General features: G+C 63.6%; 20 protein-coding genes and 1 tRNA gene. 12 read left to right on the top strand and 9 right to left on the bottom strand.

Annotation, left to right across the window (positions count from 1 at the left end; translation table 11 throughout):
* The first annotated feature begins 53 nt into the window (after nt 1–53).
* Complete coding sequence (locus AC3WRI_RS14930) at nt 54–332, top strand: hypothetical protein (protein WP_011615592.1); 279 nt, start codon at nt 54–56, stop codon at nt 330–332.
* Between the two features lie 106 nt (nt 333–438).
* Nucleotides 439–514 (top strand) — tRNA-His (locus AC3WRI_RS14925).
* 254 nt (nt 515–768) lie between these two features.
* Here AC3WRI_RS14925 and AC3WRI_RS14920 read toward each other — a convergent pair.
* The 3 genes from AC3WRI_RS14920 to AC3WRI_RS14910 form a co-directional block, all read right to left on the bottom strand.
* The gene (locus AC3WRI_RS14920; RefSeq protein WP_136227780.1) at nt 769–1,080 is read right to left on the bottom strand and encodes a hypothetical protein; all 312 of its coding nucleotides are present in this window, start codon (nt 1,078–1,080) and stop codon (nt 769–771) included.
* Between the two features lie 395 nt (nt 1,081–1,475).
* A complete protein-coding gene (locus AC3WRI_RS14915) occupies nt 1,476–1,676 on the bottom strand; it encodes a DUF2188 domain-containing protein (RefSeq protein ID WP_157886288.1) in 201 nt (66 codons plus the stop codon).
* Between the two features lie 203 nt (nt 1,677–1,879).
* Nucleotides 1,880–2,122 carry a DUF2188 domain-containing protein gene (locus AC3WRI_RS14910; RefSeq protein WP_011615591.1) on the bottom strand — a complete coding sequence of 81 codons (243 nt, stop codon included), beginning with the start codon at nt 2,120–2,122 and terminating at the stop codon, nt 1,880–1,882.
* Nucleotides 2,123–2,654: 532 nt separating this feature from the next.
* Between AC3WRI_RS14910 and AC3WRI_RS14905 the strand changes: the two genes are divergently transcribed.
* Nucleotides 2,655–3,005: a hypothetical protein gene (locus AC3WRI_RS14905; protein WP_011615590.1), complete on the top strand. Its 351-nt coding sequence runs from the start codon at nt 2,655–2,657 to the stop codon at nt 3,003–3,005.
* Nucleotides 3,006–3,505: 500 nt separating this feature from the next.
* A complete protein-coding gene (locus tag AC3WRI_RS14900; protein ID WP_011615589.1) occupies nt 3,506–3,853 on the top strand; it encodes a hypothetical protein in 348 nt (115 codons plus the stop codon).
* 39 nt (nt 3,854–3,892) lie between these two features.
* Here AC3WRI_RS14900 and AC3WRI_RS14895 read toward each other — a convergent pair whose 3' ends face one another.
* Nucleotides 3,893–4,063, bottom strand: coding sequence for a hypothetical protein (locus tag AC3WRI_RS14895; protein WP_010809510.1), 171 nt, complete (start codon nt 4,061–4,063; stop codon nt 3,893–3,895).
* A 110-nt stretch (nt 4,064–4,173) separates the two neighbouring features.
* Nucleotides 4,174–4,827: a transcriptional repressor LexA gene (gene lexA / locus AC3WRI_RS14890; RefSeq protein WP_013957143.1), complete on the bottom strand. Its 654-nt coding sequence runs from the start codon at nt 4,825–4,827 to the stop codon at nt 4,174–4,176.
* Nucleotides 4,828–5,082: 255 nt separating this feature from the next.
* Here lexA and AC3WRI_RS14885 point away from each other — a divergent pair, with 255 nt between their 5' ends.
* The 8 genes from AC3WRI_RS14885 to AC3WRI_RS14850 all read left to right on the top strand — a co-directional run bounded on the left by AC3WRI_RS14885 (nt 5,083) and on the right by AC3WRI_RS14850 (nt 11,119).
* Complete coding sequence (locus AC3WRI_RS14885) at nt 5,083–6,075, top strand: asparaginase (protein WP_037024100.1); 993 nt, start codon at nt 5,083–5,085, stop codon at nt 6,073–6,075.
* Between the two features lie 134 nt (nt 6,076–6,209).
* On the top strand, nt 6,210–6,584 hold the full coding sequence (gene rpsF / locus AC3WRI_RS14880) for a 30S ribosomal protein S6 (protein WP_010809513.1): 375 nt from the start codon (nt 6,210–6,212) through the stop codon (nt 6,582–6,584).
* A gap of 77 nt (nt 6,585–6,661) precedes the next feature.
* Entirely contained in the window at nt 6,662–6,961 is a 300-nt protein-coding gene (gene priB / locus AC3WRI_RS14875; RefSeq protein WP_011615586.1) for a primosomal replication protein N, read from the top strand.
* A 3-nt stretch (nt 6,962–6,964) separates the two neighbouring features.
* Nucleotides 6,965–7,243, top strand: a complete 279-nt coding sequence (gene rpsR / locus AC3WRI_RS14870) for a 30S ribosomal protein S18 (RefSeq protein WP_006163606.1) — start codon at nt 6,965–6,967, stop codon at nt 7,241–7,243.
* 32 nt (nt 7,244–7,275) lie between these two features.
* Nucleotides 7,276–7,728, top strand: coding sequence for a 50S ribosomal protein L9 (gene rplI / locus AC3WRI_RS14865; RefSeq protein WP_010809515.1), 453 nt, complete (start codon nt 7,276–7,278; stop codon nt 7,726–7,728).
* Between the two features lie 160 nt (nt 7,729–7,888).
* Entirely contained in the window at nt 7,889–9,280 is a 1,392-nt protein-coding gene (locus AC3WRI_RS14860) for a replicative DNA helicase (protein ID WP_010809516.1), read from the top strand.
* 191 nt (nt 9,281–9,471) lie between these two features.
* Nucleotides 9,472–10,098 carry a DUF47 domain-containing protein gene (locus AC3WRI_RS14855; RefSeq protein WP_010809517.1) on the top strand — a complete coding sequence of 209 codons (627 nt, stop codon included), beginning with the start codon at nt 9,472–9,474 and terminating at the stop codon, nt 10,096–10,098.
* A gap of 13 nt (nt 10,099–10,111) precedes the next feature.
* Nucleotides 10,112–11,119, top strand: coding sequence for an inorganic phosphate transporter (locus AC3WRI_RS14850; RefSeq protein ID WP_010809518.1), 1,008 nt, complete (start codon nt 10,112–10,114; stop codon nt 11,117–11,119).
* Between the two features lie 60 nt (nt 11,120–11,179).
* On the opposite strand, the gene AC3WRI_RS14845 is transcribed toward AC3WRI_RS14850, so the two are convergent.
* The 4 genes from AC3WRI_RS14845 to AC3WRI_RS14830 all read right to left on the bottom strand — a co-directional run bounded on the left by AC3WRI_RS14845 (nt 11,180) and on the right by AC3WRI_RS14830 (nt 15,085).
* The gene (locus AC3WRI_RS14845; protein ID WP_010809519.1) at nt 11,180–11,857 is read right to left on the bottom strand and encodes a C40 family peptidase; all 678 of its coding nucleotides are present in this window, start codon (nt 11,855–11,857) and stop codon (nt 11,180–11,182) included.
* 47 nt (nt 11,858–11,904) lie between these two features.
* A complete protein-coding gene (locus AC3WRI_RS14840) occupies nt 11,905–12,366 on the bottom strand; it encodes a hypothetical protein (protein ID WP_492293485.1) in 462 nt (153 codons plus the stop codon).
* Nucleotides 12,367–12,503: 137 nt separating this feature from the next.
* Nucleotides 12,504–14,207, bottom strand: a complete 1,704-nt coding sequence (locus tag AC3WRI_RS14835) for a PhoH family protein (RefSeq protein ID WP_010810471.1) — start codon at nt 14,205–14,207, stop codon at nt 12,504–12,506.
* Nucleotides 14,208–14,620: 413 nt separating this feature from the next.
* Entirely contained in the window at nt 14,621–15,085 is a 465-nt protein-coding gene (locus AC3WRI_RS14830) for a peroxiredoxin (protein ID WP_492293484.1), read from the bottom strand.
* Nucleotides 15,086–15,122: the final 37 nt, after the last annotated feature.

The following is a 15,122-nucleotide window of genomic DNA, read 5'->3' as shown; positions in this document are numbered from 1 at the left end:
GCCCCAGGCGAGACAAGGCATGGCATGCGGACCGAGCCGGCAGGGGGAGCAGCGTGGAAAAAGAAAACGTGGAAAACGAAGCGCCGTTCGGCGTTGTCTATGAAGACTTCAGGGTGATCTGGGTTGCCGAGCAACTGCAGGACGGCAAATGGACGGCACGCTACTGCTGGCATCCCGGCACTTCGGAAGCTGCTGGCAAGGCGTTGCAGGAAGCCGTGCTGAACGGCAAGTCGCGCCGCCTGTTGGGGCAGTTCGATACCGAAGCGGAGACCGTCGAAGCCATCAAGCAGGCAGTGCTGCTTGAAGCAAAGTGGAGCCCGTCCAGAACCTGAGCTTTTCTCTCAAAAAAATTGTGCGGAATACTAGCCATTCCGGCAAACTGTTTGTATAATCTTGGTTTTCGTCGATCAGCAACGTAACGCGCTGATGACCTCTACGGTGGCTGTAGCTCAGTTGGTAGAGTCCAGGATTGTGATTCCTGTCGTCGTGGGTTCGAGTCCCATCAGCCACCCCAAATTTTCTTTCGCATCAAGGCCTTACGGGCTTTCTAACCGTCCCATGATGCGGAATTTCCCCACGGCGCCACTGGTGCCGTTTCTGTTTTCTGCTCCCTTATTCTGTTGCTGCTGCCCGTTTGACCTTGCGCCGATCGTAGTGACGGTGGGTGGTCGATGGGTTGGCGTGTGCCGCGAAGTCGTAGGCGTCGGCGGACCTGCGCTCGAGCTTCGTGGTGATCGCCGAAGTGGACCTCGTATGCCTTCAGGGTTGTCATGCTGCCTCCCTAGCGGCGAGCATGGCGTCGGCCTCGATGTAGCGGAGGCGGGCACGCGCATCAGCCCAGAAGATCGCGTTGGCTAGCGGGTGGGCGGCGTAGTCAGGCATGGCGCGGCCGAGCAGTTGCTCCGCATAGCGGACGCCGATTTCATCGCCAACGACAACCTTCGCGGCGAAGTAGTCGCGAAGGGTCATGCCGCCAACTATCTCGTTCGGGTAGTCCCTGTTGAACGACGTGGGAAATGCCGAGCCGCCGTTGTCGATGTCGGTACTCACCCGCCGCCGCATGCCGACGCGCCAGGACATCGCCCTGGTGCAGAAGACGCAAGCCGACATCCTGGATCTCTGGTCGCGCGGCCTGGCCGAGCGCGACAAGGGCATTCAGGACCGGGCGTCAGCCTGGCTGCATAGCTGGAACGAAAAGAACCCGGAATCACCCATCCTGATCAACGGGCGCCAGTTGCAGAGCCGCGTCAAGCAGATGGCGACGCCGAGCGCAGATCGGATGTTGAAAGGGGCGCCGAAGGGTCTGCGCGGCCGGGTGGCCGGCGAGTTCGCTGCTGGCCGCCCCGCGAAGGAGGGGAGTGATGAAGCGCTACTTCTGAAACGTGCTGATCGCCGTCGACCAACTCGGCAACGCGCTAGCCGCCGGCGACCCAGACGAGACGATCAGGCGTTTCTTCCCAGCAAGCATGCCGGCGCTATTCTTCGTCGCGCTCTGGATTGGTTCCATCGACCCGGCTCAAGTACCGGTGCATTGTCCCGTCTAGCCTGTGAACGTAGAGATCGACGCGTTCGGCACAGGCGGCTGTCCAGCCGTCACGGACGGCGTCCGCTTTCGTAGTGAACGGGATATTCGGACTGCCGTCTCGACAGATGTCCCAATGGCCGAGATGCGGCATGATGTGAACGTGTCGCATTTTGGGACCCCCGCATCAGTATGCAATTCGAGTCTAGGGCCTACACATGAGCAATCAATGTTGGACAGATGCTCAATCGGGCCTGTCTGGCAAAAGAAAAGCCCTCGACCAGGGTGGCGAGGGCCCGAAGTGGAGGCAGGCGTGTCGCAGGACCGCCCACTTAGAATCCAACTGAGGGCATGACCTTAATCGGCATCACGGATGCAAGTGAGCGCGCTCGCGTCGCAATCGCGAAAATCGATCTCACTTGGCTCGTTTTCCACGCCATGGATCGTGAGGACGGCATCCTGCGCCATTGCCATTTGAACGCCTGCGGCAATCGCTGCGCCGCGGGAGGGATAGGTTACACGCGTGCCGCTTGGATCATCGGTTTCTACGGCCCATCGGGATTCTTCGGTCAGCACAACCTGGACGGTATTGACAGACATTAATGCACCTCCTTGGTTGGGGCATGTCTTCGTTGTAGGCGCGATGAGTCGAACTCGATGTCGGGCAACCTCCTACCTTCGTGGATGGAGATGGCAAATAGCTGGTCAGAGGCGCATTCGTGTCAGGAAAGCGCGCTATACGTTGTGCAAAACCGCCGATCCGTGCACAAAAAAGCCCTCGGTCGGGTCGAGAGATCGAAGGGAGGGTGTATTCGAGCCGTCGTCAGGCGCCGGTGCCAACATGGCGTTCCTGTTCTCAGAGGCCTATGCTTAACTCAGTCTTCTGCACGCTAACCGCGATGAAGCGCCACGTTTCTCACCTACCCGGCCACCCAGAACTCCCCGTGCACGGCGCGCGCTATTACTTCGCGCTGGTTGCTGGGCTGATCATTCTGGGCGGGCTGTACCTCGCCGTCGCAGTGTAGCGAGCTCGATGCATTGCAGTCAAAGCGCAGGAACAAGCGGTCCCACGCCTGTCGTGGATGTCCCGGTTGCCTCTGCAGTTTGGGGCGATGCTCAGCGGGAGCGAAAAATGCAAGCGATATTTGCCAGAGGCTACACGCAACGGCCCGTGATAGTCGTGGCCCGAGAATACGCGGTTGACGGTATTCAAGTTGACGTGGGAGATCTAGTGACCGTTCGCGTCCTTGATCAGGATGTCGAGTTTGGCATCCGCCTATCCGGTCCCGGGGACGGCGTGGACAGCTGGCGGGGCACGATTTTTCATATTGCGCGCGGTGAAGAGGCGCTTACGTATGCAGAAGGGCTTGAGCTTGACGACATCGTGGATGTCTCGCGCGCGGAGATGGCCGAGATCATTAAGCACAACGACGATTCCCGATCTGTTTCGGCTCGCTCGATCCCGGATGGCGGCGTGGTGTAAGCCATGACGCCGGCGGTCTCCGGCACGCTTTAGATCACTGCTTCTTTCCGCCAGATCTCGGCCACAGTGGTCATCCCCTCCTTGCTCCGCCATGCAAAAATCATGCAAAAAAGCCGCGTACAAGGCGGGCTACGGAAAGTTTGCGCCGGTGGTGGTCGGGTATGTCTCGGGGGTTGCTGCAGGCGAGGGGCGCCGTTTGCGGGCCAAAAAATTGAGGTGGCGCATGGGGCTCGCACGGGTTACAATTTTTCCCCACGGCACCCGTAGAAGCCGCATGAATGCTTGTGAAAAATTGAGCGTTCATGGGAAAAAACGAGGCCGAAAGCGTTGATTCCAAAGGGGAAAATGGCGATTGATGCCGGGATTGAGATTCCTGTCGTCGTGGGTTCGAGTCCCATCAGCCACCCCAAAGCATTTCCCAGAACGGCGCCTCGCGAGGGCGCCGTTCTGCATTTCCCGGGGGCGGTATGTCTGTTCGAGCGGCAGCGGTTGGCGTAGCGATGGCAGCCATGGTGGCAGGGTGTGCCACCGGCACTTCTGAAAAGGACATTCGCGCGCGTGCGCCGATGCGCTTGTTCACGCCCGCCAAGATGGGTGAGGTTGCGAAATGCCTGCGCAACAATCTGGGCGATGACGCCGCGGTCGTCAACTATCCGGCGAAGAGCCAGACCGAGATCCGCATCGGCCAGACCACGTCTGGCGGTGAATACCAATATGCCTATCTGATTTCGCTGACGGCGAAGCCGGATGGTACGGCGCTGGAGCTGCGCAAGAGCGATACGTGGTTCCCGCAGCTGACGCCGACGGAGCTGGAAGCCGAAGCCAAGGCGTGTGCGCCGCGTAGCTGAGGACGGCGCCCGCAGCTGCTCGGAGACAGCCGGCAGATTTCAGGCGGCCAGCTTTTCGGCGGTTTCGAGTTCAAGCATGCGGCAGATCGCCGCCATGCTGCCGACCATGGTGCGGCGCTGCGTACCCTGGTAGACGCGTACGCCCTTGCTCTGGCGGAACGGCACGGGCTTGACCGGGCGACGGGCGGCGACTTGGTGGATTTGCGGCATGGTGGCACCTCTTTTAGGCAAAGCGGGGGCAACACCCGGCAAGCCGGGCGGCGTCTGCAAAGCAATGGAAGCGGGTGGGCCCGCGCAGGCGGTTGGCCTGCGGTGCCCAGCTAGAAGCCGGAAGATCGGATCAGCCCGACGGCGATGCCTTCCAGCGAGAACTCCTCGCCAGGCTCCACGATGATGTTGGTGAAGTCCGGGTTTTCTGCGATCAGTTCGATATGGCCACCGCGCCGCTGCAGGCGCTTGACGGTCACGTCATCACCCAGGCGCGCCACCACGATCTTGCCGTTGGCGGCTTCGCTGGCGCGGCGCACGGCCAGCAGGTCGCCGTCGAGGATGCCGGCATCGCGCATGCTCAGGCCGCGCACTCGCAGCAGGTAATCGGGGCGTTCGTCGAAGACCGAGGCGTCGACCTGGTACTGGCGGTCGATATGCTCGGCGGCGAGTATCGGGCTGCCGGCAGCAACGCGACCCACCAGCGGCAGCGTCAGCTGCATCACGCCGGCCATCGGCAACGAAAACTGGTCGGGCATTTCCGAATCGCTGCGTGCCACCTTCAGGCGGATGCCGCGTGAAGCGCCCGGGGTCAGTTCGATCACGCCCTTGCGTGCCAGCGCCCTCAGGTGTTCTTCCGCGGCATTGGGCGAGGAGAAGCCAAACTCTGCGGCGATTTCGGCGCGCGTGGGCGGAAAGCCGGTGCGGCGGATCGTGTTGCGGATCAGATCGAAAATCTGCTGCTGCCGGGGTGTCAGGGTCGCCATGGGATCGCCGTTCCGTGCGGGGCCGCGGGGTTTCGGGTAAGAGGATCGGTCGATCCTTTATCCTGCATCCGTCTGACCGGGCACTGTATGTTTAAACAGTATGCTGTGATTTTATACAGTATCGGCCTGAGCGCAAGCAGAATTTTTGGGGCGTGTCTCATGGACGGAATGCGGATCACCGGCGAGAGCCGCGGCGAGGCGGGGTGCGCCCGTTACAATCGGCATTCCTGCCTTTCCACTTTCTTTGCACGCTCCATGACCCAATTGCCTCGCATCGTCGTACTGGCCACCGGCGGCACCATTGCTGGCGCGGCCGGAAACTCTGCCAGCAGCGCACGCTACCAGGCGGCGACCGTGCCGGTGTCGTCGTTGCTGGCAGCGGTGCCCGCGCTGCAGTCGGCGGCTCGCATCGAGGCCGAGCAGGTGGCCCAGGTCGACAGCAAGGACATGACCTTCACGCTCTGGCAAACGCTGGCGGCGCGGGTTGAGCACTGGTCCGCGCAGCCCGACGTGGCTGGCATCGTGATCACCCACGGCACTGATACGCTGGAAGAAACTGCGATGGCGCTGCACCTGACGCAATCGTGTCCGGTGCCCGTGGTGATGACAGCGGCAATGCGGCCGTCGACGTCGCTGTCGGCCGATGGGCCGCTGAACCTGCTGGATGCGGTGCGCGTGGCCGCTCATCCCGATGCGCGCGGCAAGGGTGTGCTGGTGGTGCTGAACCAGCAGATCCACGCTGCGCGGGATGTGGCCAAGGCCCACACGTCGGCGGTGGACGCCTTTGTCTCGGCCTGCGGGCCGCTGGGTTTCGTGCAGGACGACTACGTGCGCTTCGCCCGCGCGCCACGCGCGGCCTGGGTGATCGGGCCGATGCCGGCGGCGTGGCCGATGGTGGAGATCGTGGCGAGCTACGCGCAGCCGGGCAGGGTGGCAGTGGATGCGCTGGTCCGCGCGGGTGTAGCCGGGCTGGTGGTGGCTGCCGCCGGCAATGGCTCGGTGCATGAGGTGCTGGCCGGGGCGCTGGCCGATGCCGCTGCCGCGGGGGTGGCCGTGGTGCGCAGTTCCCGCACCGGGGCCGGCCATGTGGCGATTCCGCCCCAGCTCAGCCCGACGGATGGAGCTTTTGTTTCCGCAACGGACCTCAATCCCTATAAGGCGCGCGTACTGCTGGCCCTGGCGCTGGCAGCCGACTCAGGCCTGGCGCGGGATCCGGCAAGGCTGCAGGCCGTGTTTGCCAACGCCTGATTTGCCTGTGTACTGATTTGCCTGTGTAATCAGCGGCTTGCGCACTTGCCGCCATGCGCGCTATAATGTAAGGCTATTCAACCTTGCCACACCGGACTCGTGACGCCCGGGTGGCTAATCCAAAAGGAGCGTCAATGCGTCATTACGAAATCGTCTTCATCGTCCATCCGGACCAGAGCGAACAAGTGCCGGCCATGATCGAGCGCTACAAGCAGCTCGTGACCTCGCAGAACGGCAACGTTCACCGCGTGGAAGACTGGGGCCGTCGCCAGATGGCTTACATGATCCAGAAGCTGGCCAAGGCTCACTACGTTTGCCTGAACATCGAATGCGGCAAGGAAACGCTGGCTGAACTGGAACACGCTTTCAAGTTCAACGACGCCGTCCTGCGCCACCTGATCGTGCAGACCAAGAAGGCCGAGACCGCACCTTCGCCGATGATGAAGGAAGTGCAGCGCGAAGAAGCCCGCAAGGCCGCGCAAACGACCACCGAAGGCCAGGCCGCCTGAGTGCGGACTGCGGTGCGCGCCATGGCTGACAGCGTCGGCTACGGCAGCATGGATTGCAACCAGCAAGAGGTCCCGCGTTGAACCAGCTTCGGCTTGCCGCCACCCTGGCGGAACGCGATGCCCTGCGCTATACCCCGGCCGGGGTTCCCGTCGTGAACTGCATCCTGCAGTACAGCGGCGAGGCCGTCGAGGCGCAAACGCCGCGGCAGGTCGAGTTTGCAATCTCAGCGATGGGGGTCGGACAGGTTGGCCAGCGTCTGGAGCGCTTACCGCTCGGCACGCTGCTCGACTGCGAAGGATTCCTGGCCCGCAAGCACCGCAACAGCAAGGCTCTCGTCTTTCACATCACTGGATGTAAAGCATTCGAAAAGGATTGAATCATGGCATTCGTCAAACGTGACAACAAGAACAAGAAGCGCTTCCAGCAACAGAACCCGCTGTTCAAGCGCAAGCGCTTCTGCCGCTTCACCGTGGCTGGCGTGGAACAGATCGACTACAAGGATCTGGACACCCTGAAGGACTTCATCGGCGACAACGGCAAGATCACGCCCGCCCGCCTGACCGGTACCAAGGCTCACTATCAGCGTCAGCTGGATACGGCCATCAAGCGTGCGCGTTTCCTCGCGCTGATGCCGTACACCGACCTGCACAAGAACTGATCAGGCCATAGGTCCGTTAAGGAGAGAATACGATGCAAATTATTCTGCTGGAAAAAGTCATCAACCTGGGCAACCTGGGTGACATCGTCAAGGTGAAGGACGGTTACGCCCGTAACTTCCTGATCCCGGGCAAGAAGGCCCGCCGTGCTACGCAAACCGCGATCGCCGAATTCGAAGTCAAGCGCGCCGAGCTGGAAAAGGCCGCTGCCGAGAAGCTGGCCGCCGCGCAAGCCGAAGGCGAGAAGCTGAGCGGCCTGAGCGTCCAGATCAGCCAGAAGTCGGGTGTGGACGGCCGCCTGTTCGGTTCCGTGACCAATGCCGACATCGCTGAAGCCCTGGCTGGCCAAGGCTTCAAGCTGGAAAAGGCCCAGGTTCGCATGCCGAACGGTCCGCTGAAGATGGTGGGCGACCACCCGGTCAGCGTTGCGCTGCACACGGACGTCGTGGTCGACGTGACCGTGTCGGTCGTGGGTGAGAGCGTCTAAGGACGTGCCGCCTTGCCGGCGCGCTGCGCCGGCTGAAGCACCGCAAGGAAGAAAGGCAGGAGCCCCGGCTCCTGCCTTTTTTTGTTGCCCGCTTGTCTTTGCCTGCCCGGTCGCCAAATGTCCGGCGAAGTGCGTCCTCCCGCCGTTATAATGCCTCCCCATGAACGCGCCCGTCGCCGACCCCCAACTCGAGAACCTCAAAGTCCCGCCGCATTCCATCGAAGCCGAGCAATCGGTGCTGGGTGGCCTGCTGCTGGACAACGCCGCCTGGGACCGCATTGCGGACTTCATTTCCGAGGCGGATTTCTATCGTTTTGACCACCGGATGATCTTCCAGAGCATCGCCCGGTTGATCTCGGCCACCAAGCCGGCCGACGTGATCACGGTCTATGAAATGCTGCAGGTCGCCGGCAAGGCCGAGGAGGTGGGCGGGCTGGCCTACCTGAATTCGCTGGCGCAGAACACGCCCAGCGCGGCCAATATCCGCCGCTACGCGGAGATCGTGCGTGAGCGCTCGGTGCTGCGCAAGCTGGTGACGGCGGCCGACGATATCGCCTCGGCCGCGTTCGCGCCCAAGGGCCGCGAGGTGCGCGAGCTGCTGGATGAGGCCGAGTCCAAGGTTTTTGCGATTGCCGAAGAAGGCTCGCGCGGCCAGAAGGGTTTCCAGGAAATCCAGCCGCTGCTGACCCAGGTGGTCGAGCGCATCGACGAGCTGTACCACCGCGATTCCACCACCGACGTCACCGGCGTGCCGACCGGCTTCATCGACCTGGACAAGATGACCAGCGGCATGCAGCCGGGCGACCTGATCATCGTGGCCGGCCGCCCGTCGATGGGCAAGACCGCGTTCTCGCTGAACATCGGCGAGCATGTGGCAGTGGAGCAGGGCCTGCCGGTGGCAGTGTTCTCGATGGAAATGGCGGGCACCCAGCTGGCCATGCGTATGCTCGGCTCGGTAGGCCGCCTCGACCAGCACCGGCTGCGCACTGGCCGCCTGCTGGATGAAGACTGGCCGCGGCTGACGCATGCGATCCAGCGCATGAACGACACCCAGCTGTTCATCGACGAAACTCCGGCGCTGAACCCGATGGAGCTGCGTGCCCGTTCGCGGCGCCTGGCGCGCCAGTGCGGGCAGCTTGGCCTGATCATCATCGATTACCTCCAGCTGATGTCAGGTTCGGGCGGCGGCGAGAACCGCGCCACGGAAATTTCAGAAATCTCCCGTTCGCTCAAGGGTCTGGCCAAGGAACTCAACTGTCCGGTGATTGCACTGTCGCAGCTGAACCGAAGCCTGGAACAGCGTCCCAACAAGCGTCCGGTGATGTCCGACCTGCGCGAATCCGGCGCTATCGAACAGGATGCCGACGTGATCCTGTTCATCTACCGCGACGAAGTCTATAACGCAGACTCCCAGGACAAGGGCACGGCCGAGATCATTATCGGCAAGCAGCGTAACGGCCCGATCGGCACGGTGCGCCTGACCTTCCTGGGCCAGTTCACCAAGTTCGACAACTTCAGCGGCGGCCCGGCTTTCTTCGACAACGATACCTGACGAAGTCAAGCCAGCCTGCAATCGTCCGTGCGGCGCCGTCTTGTTTGCGCCAAATTCGCGGGCAATGTCCCAGTAACCCTGTAAAATATTGCGCTTTGATGACAGTCGCCACCCGCGACTGTCATGCAACGCGTCCGCTCAATCCTGCAACACAATCAGCAGCGTCACCACGCTGCCACAAGGAACATTCCATGTTCGGCCGATTCATGCCCACGGAGGGCAAGTTCTTCGAATATTTCAACCAGCATGCCGACTGCGCGGTGACCGCCGCCCATGAGCTCCAGGCACTGGTCAACGACTTGCCCAACGCCGAGGCCCATGCCCGCCGCGTCCAGGCCACTGAAAAGAAGGCCGACCGGATCACGCACGACACCATCGACCTGCTCCACAAGACCTTCATCACGCCGCTGGATCGCGACGAGATCCACAAGCTCATCACGACCATGGACGACATCCTGGATCTGATGGAAGACGTGGCCGAGACTATCTCGCTGTACGACGTGACCAACCTGACCGACGAAGCGCTGCGCCTGGCGGCCATCTGCGTGCAGTGCTGCGACCAGGTCAAGATCGCGGTGGGCCTGCTCGAGGACATGGGCAATGCCAGCACCATCCTGAAGACCGCCCAGCAGATCGACCAGCTTGAATCTGAAGCCGACCGCGTGATGCGCTCGGCGATGTCCAAGCTGTTCCGCGACGAGACCGACGTCAAGCGCCTGATCAAGCTGAAGGCCATCTACGAACAGCTCGAGACGATCACCGACAAGTGCGAGGACGTCGCCAACATCATCGAAGGCATCGTCCTGGAAAACGCCTGAGGCGGCAATCGGCATGCAGACCATACAAATGAGCCTGTGGGTGATCGCCTTGCTGGTGGCGCTCGCGCTGCTGTTCGACTTCATGAACGGCTTCCACGACGCGGCCAACTCGATCGCCACGGTGGTGTCCACCGGCGTGCTCAAGCCGCACCATGCGGTGGCAATGGCGGCGATGTGCAACGTCGTCGCAATCTTTGTCTTTCACCTGAAGGTGGCGGCCACGGTGGGGACCGGCACCATCGACGTCAATATCGTCGACCACTACGTGATATTCGGGGCCCTGGTCGGGGCGATCGCCTGGAACGTCATCACCTGGTATTACGGCATCCCGTCGTCGTCGTCGCATGCGCTGATCGGCGGGCTGGTGGGTGCGGCGGTGGCCAAGGCCGGCACGGGCGCGCTGGTGGGCAGCGGCCTGCTGAAGACCGTGGCGTTCATCCTGGTCTCGCCGTTGCTGGGCTTCCTGCTCGGTTCGCTGATGATGGTGATGGTGGGCTGGACCTTCTTCCGCACGCCGCCGTCGCGGGTGGACCGCTGGTTCCGCCGGCTGCAGCTGGTTTCGGCCTCGCTGTACAGCCTGGGCCACGGCGGCAATGACGCGCAGAAGACCATCGGCATCATCTGGATGCTGCTGATTGCCAGCGGCCATGTGGTCGCCGGCGGCCAGCCGCCGACCTGGGTGATCGTCAGCTGCTACGTGGCCATCGGCATGGGCACGCTGTTCGGCGGCTGGCGGATCGTGCGCACCATGGGCCAGAAGATCACCAAGCTCAAGCCGGTCGGCGGCTTCTGCGCCGAGACGGGCGGGGCGATTACGCTGTTCTTTGCCTCGGCGCTGGGCGTGCCGGTATCGACCACGCATACCATCACCGGCGCCATCGTCGGCGTCGGCTCGGCGCAGAAGATGTCGGCGGTGCGCTGGGGCGTGGCCGGCAATATCGTCTGGGCCTGGGTGCTGACGATCCCGGCGTCGGCCTTCATGGCGGCGATCGCATGGTGGATCGGGCGGCATATCCTGTAAGGCAGGGGCCGCCGTACCAACAAGAAGCCAGGCTGATGCCTGGCTTTTTGTTTGGGCGCTTCACTGGTTGGCGAAGGCCGCGATGGGATCGTCGTCTACCCCAAGCGGTGCCGAGGCCGGCGCCGGCTCAGGCAGCGGTGGCGCGGCCGGGGCTGCCACTGGCGCGGGCGGCTGGTTGACCGCCGCGACCACGCGGCGCGCGCCGTTGTAGCGCGAGGCCCAGTAAGGCTTGCCCATGTCTTCGAGACGGACCGTGCCGCCGGACGACGGTGCATGGACAAAGCGGTTCTGTCCGACGTAGATGCCCACGTGCGAATTGGCGCGGCCGGTGGTGTTGAAGAACACCAGGTCGCCGGATGCCACTTCGCTGCGGTCCAGCGAGCTGCCGCGGACGCCCATCGCCTCGGTGGTGCGCGGCAGGTTCACATTGGCCGCGCGCGACACCACGTAGCGCACCAGCCCGCTGCAGTCGAAGCCGGAGTCCGGTGTATTGCCGCCGTAGCGATAGGGTGTGCCGACCAGGGACATCGCCTGGATCGAAATCTCTTCCAGTCCGGCGCTGGGGTCGATCATGGGTTTGCCCGGCGTCCGCGGCAGGCCGGCGTGGCGCGAAGACGGGGAACTGGCGCAGGCCGCCAGCAGCAGGGCGGTGGCGCAGAGCAGCGGCAGCCGGACCTGGGCAAGCAGGCCCTGCGCACGCAGTGGATGGGTAGGGATTCGGGTACGGCGCAATGGCATCCTGGGTTTCCGGTCGCCGGCCTGCCGGCGCACCGGAAGCCTTGCCGCTACCAGCGTAGCTGGGCGTTGCGCGTACCGGTGCTGACCTTGATGGACTTGGCCTGGCCCTTGTAACTGGCCTCGATATTGTAGCTGCCTTCGGGCGCACGTATCAGGCAGCGCGGGCCGGCGGCGCGGAAGCTGGCGACTTCCTGCCCGTCGCGCGTCAGCCGGACCGCCACGTCCGACAGGAATTCACCGTTCGCACCCTGGGTGAACAGGATGCCCATGTTGAAGTCCTTTTCCTTCGCGGCCAGCGCCTGGCGCTCGTCCTCGGCGACACCGCCGCAGACGTAGCTGACCGGGCCCATGGTGCGGATCACCATTTCTTCGGCGGCGGCATGGGCCGGGCGCCAGCTGGCGGCCAGCGCCATGCCGGCGGCTGCCAGCATGGCCAGTGCAAGGCGCTGCCTGTGCTGGCTGCGGGCGACGGCAGGCGCATGCCCGCCGGGCAGATGCTGGGTATTCATCGACGCCTCCAGTGGGGATGCGGGGCAACGGCAAACATGGGGCCATCATAGCCCCAAAGTGCTTGCCGTTGACGACGGTGCTCAGGCGCTGCGGGCGCGCCCCGCCACCGGCAGGGCGCGCCCGCAGGTTGCCGGTGTCAGAGCACGTCGCCGGCGTGGTCGGCCAGGCGCGAGCGTTCGCCGCGCGCCAGCGTGATATGGCCGCTGTGGCTCCAGCCCTTGAAGCGGTCGACCACGTAGGTCAGGCCCGACGAACCCTCGGTCAGGTACGGCGTGTCGATCTGCGCGATATTGCCCAGGCAGATGATCTTGGTACCCGGGCCCGCGCGCGTCACCAGCGTCTTCATCTGCTTGGGCGTCAGGTTCTGTGCCTCGTCGATGATGACGAACTTGTTGACGAAGGTGCGCCCGCGCATGAAGTTCATGCTCTTGACCTTGATGCGCGACCGGATCAGCTCCTGCGTGGCGGCGCGTCCCCAGTCGCCGGCGCTGTCGTCGCTCTTCTGCAGCACCTCGAGGTTGTCGTCGAACGCGCCCATCCAGGGCTGCATCTTCTCTTCCTCGGTGCCGGGCAGGAAGCCGATGTCTTCGCCCACCGGCACCGTCGCGCGCGTGACGATGATCTCGTTGTACTGCTTCTGGTCCAGCACCTGTTCCAGCCCGGCTGCCAGCGCCAGCAGGGTCTTGCCGGTGCCGGCCTGGCCGAGCAGCGTGACGAAGTCGATGTCCGGGTTCATCAGCAGGTTGAGCGCGAAGTTCTGCTCGCGGTTGCGGGCGGTCACGCTCCACACATTGTTCTTGTGGTGCGTGTAGTCCTTGAGCGTCTGCAGCAGCGCGGTCTTGCCGTTGATCTCCTTGACCTGCGCGTACAGCGGCAGGCTGCCGTCGACCGGTTCCAGGTAGACGAACTGGTTGACCAGGAACGACGGCACCAGCGGCCCGGTGAGCCGGTAGAACATGGCGCCTGACTTCGGGTCCTGCCAGCTTTCCACGCCCTTGCCGTGCCTAGTCCAGAAGTCGCCGGGCAGCTGCAGCACGCCGGCATAGAGCAGGTCCTTGTCTTCCAGGACCTGGTCGTTGAAGTAGTCTTCGGCCGGCAGGCCCAGTGCGCGCGCCTTGATGCGCATGTTGATGTCTTTCGACACCAGCACGACCTGGCGCTCGGGGTACTGCTGCTGCAGCGCGCTGACCACGCCCAGGATCTGGTTGTCGGCCTTGCCCTGCGGCAGGCCTTCAGGCAGCTTGATGTCGTTCAGGCGCGTCTGGAAGAACAGCTTGCCCTGCGCGTCGCGGTTGCCCAGCTTGGCCAGCGGCAGGCCTTCGTCGAGCACGCCGTCGGTGCCGCCCACCAGCGAATCGAGCGTGCGGCTGACCATGCGCGCGTTGCGCGCGACTTCGCTCATGCCCTTCTTGTGGTTGTCCAGCTCTTCGAGCGTCATCATCGGCAGATAGATGTCGTGTTCCTCGAAGCGGAACAGCGAGGCCGGGTCGTGCATCAGCACGTTGGTGTCGAGCACGAACAGCTTGCTCGGGCCTTCGGACTTGCGGGCGCGGCGCGTGGGGCCGGTGGACGGCTTGACCAGGCTGACCGGTGCGGCATTGACGGCAGGCGTCGATACGGCCGGGGTCTCGGTGCTGCGGGCACGGGTGCCACCGGCGGCGCGGGCCTGGACCTCAGGCACCTCGGTGTCGCCGGTTTCCAGCAATGCCACGCGCTCGAGCGCCGGCACAGGTTTCTTGCCCTGTGTGGCGGCTTTGGCCTTGGGCACCGCGGAGACCGGAGCAAACTCGCTCGGATCCAGCAATTGGGCAGGCTTGGCGGGCATGGTAGGCAGCGGCATGCTTGGCTTTCCTTTCAGGGGGACAAGAAGGGGGCGAGGGTATCCGTGCCGCGACGCCGCGATACGTCGGAGACGGCGTGGCGACCGATGGCCGGGGCATGCATGCGCGAGGCTCCCGGCGCGGACAGGCATGAGGACAGACGCGGTTGCAAACAAAAAAGCCGCCATGCCTGCATAACAGGATTGGCGGCTCTTTTGCGGACTGCCGACACGGCAGGTCCGCTACCGGCCTGTGGCGCGAACCGCCTGGGCCGGGGAGTCGAAACAGCGTGGCATCCGGAATCTGAACTCATTACGGGCCAATGTATCCGAAGGTTTTGGGTTTGGCAATTGGGTTTGCCAACGGCGTGTTGCGACACAGCACGGCCGGGCTGGCGTCCGTGTCGTGGCAAGGCCGATACCGACGCGATACCTCAGAGCCCGCGCACGATTTCCAGGACTTCGTCAACATGGTTCGGCACCTTGATGCCGCGCAGCTCGTGGCGCAGGATGCCCTTGCCGTCGATGATGAAGGTGCTGCGCTCGATGCCCCGGTGCTCCTTGCCATAGAGCTTTTTCAGCTTGATGACATCGAACAGCGTGCACACGGCTTCGTCGGCGTCGGAGATCAGCTCGAAGGGCAGCTCAAGCTTGGCCTTGAAGTTTTCGTGCGAGCGGATGCTGTCGCGCGAGATGCCGAACACCTGCACGCCGGCCTTTTGGAAGTCCTCATACTGGTCGCGGAAGTTCATGGCCTCCGTGGTGCAACCCGGCGTGTTGTCCTTCGGGTAGAAGTACAGCACCACCGTCTTGCCGCGGTAGTTGGCAAGGCGGAAGGTGGCGTCGCCGGTCATCGGCGCGCTGAAGTCGGGTACGGCCTTGTTCAGACTGACGGTCATGCTTGTGGCTCCTGGGGGAGGGGCAGGGGATCGGGAG

It is taken from the genome of Cupriavidus sp. FW305-27 (genome assembly GCF_058787995.1).
This window is presented reverse-complemented; position numbering and strand designations above follow the sequence as displayed.

Bases quoted from the DNA above. Each gene is read 5' to 3' on its own strand.
- AC3WRI_RS14920 (WP_136227780.1), bottom strand. From the start codon at position 1,080: ATGTCCTGGCGCGTCGGCATGCGGCGGCGGGTGAGTACCGACATCGAC.
- AC3WRI_RS14915 (WP_157886288.1), bottom strand. From the start codon at position 1,676: ATGCCGCATCTCGGCCATTGGGACATCTGTCGAGACGGCAGTCCGAAT.
- AC3WRI_RS14910 (WP_011615591.1), bottom strand. From the start codon at position 2,122: ATGTCTGTCAATACCGTCCAGGTTGTGCTGACCGAAGAATCCCGATGG.
- AC3WRI_RS14905 (WP_011615590.1), top strand. From the start codon at position 2,655: ATGCAAGCGATATTTGCCAGAGGCTACACGCAACGGCCCGTGATAGTC.
- AC3WRI_RS14900 (WP_011615589.1), top strand. From the start codon at position 3,506: ATGGCAGCCATGGTGGCAGGGTGTGCCACCGGCACTTCTGAAAAGGAC.
- AC3WRI_RS14895 (WP_010809510.1), bottom strand. From the start codon at position 4,063: ATGCCGCAAATCCACCAAGTCGCCGCCCGTCGCCCGGTCAAGCCCGTG.
- lexA (WP_013957143.1), bottom strand. From the start codon at position 4,827: ATGGCGACCCTGACACCCCGGCAGCAGCAGATTTTCGATCTGATCCGC.
- AC3WRI_RS14885 (WP_037024100.1), top strand. From the start codon at position 5,083: ATGACCCAATTGCCTCGCATCGTCGTACTGGCCACCGGCGGCACCATT.
- rpsF (WP_010809513.1), top strand. From the start codon at position 6,210: ATGCGTCATTACGAAATCGTCTTCATCGTCCATCCGGACCAGAGCGAA.
- rpsR (WP_006163606.1), top strand. From the start codon at position 6,965: ATGGCATTCGTCAAACGTGACAACAAGAACAAGAAGCGCTTCCAGCAA.
- rplI (WP_010809515.1), top strand. From the start codon at position 7,276: ATGCAAATTATTCTGCTGGAAAAAGTCATCAACCTGGGCAACCTGGGT.
- AC3WRI_RS14860 (WP_010809516.1), top strand. From the start codon at position 7,889: ATGAACGCGCCCGTCGCCGACCCCCAACTCGAGAACCTCAAAGTCCCG.
- AC3WRI_RS14855 (WP_010809517.1), top strand. From the start codon at position 9,472: ATGTTCGGCCGATTCATGCCCACGGAGGGCAAGTTCTTCGAATATTTC.
- AC3WRI_RS14850 (WP_010809518.1), top strand. From the start codon at position 10,112: ATGCAGACCATACAAATGAGCCTGTGGGTGATCGCCTTGCTGGTGGCG.
- AC3WRI_RS14845 (WP_010809519.1), bottom strand. From the start codon at position 11,857: ATGCCATTGCGCCGTACCCGAATCCCTACCCATCCACTGCGTGCGCAG.
- AC3WRI_RS14840 (WP_492293485.1), bottom strand. From the start codon at position 12,366: ATGAATACCCAGCATCTGCCCGGCGGGCATGCGCCTGCCGTCGCCCGC.
- AC3WRI_RS14835 (WP_010810471.1), bottom strand. From the start codon at position 14,207: ATGCCGCTGCCTACCATGCCCGCCAAGCCTGCCCAATTGCTGGATCCG.
- AC3WRI_RS14830 (WP_492293484.1), bottom strand. From the start codon at position 15,085: ATGACCGTCAGTCTGAACAAGGCCGTACCCGACTTCAGCGCGCCGATG.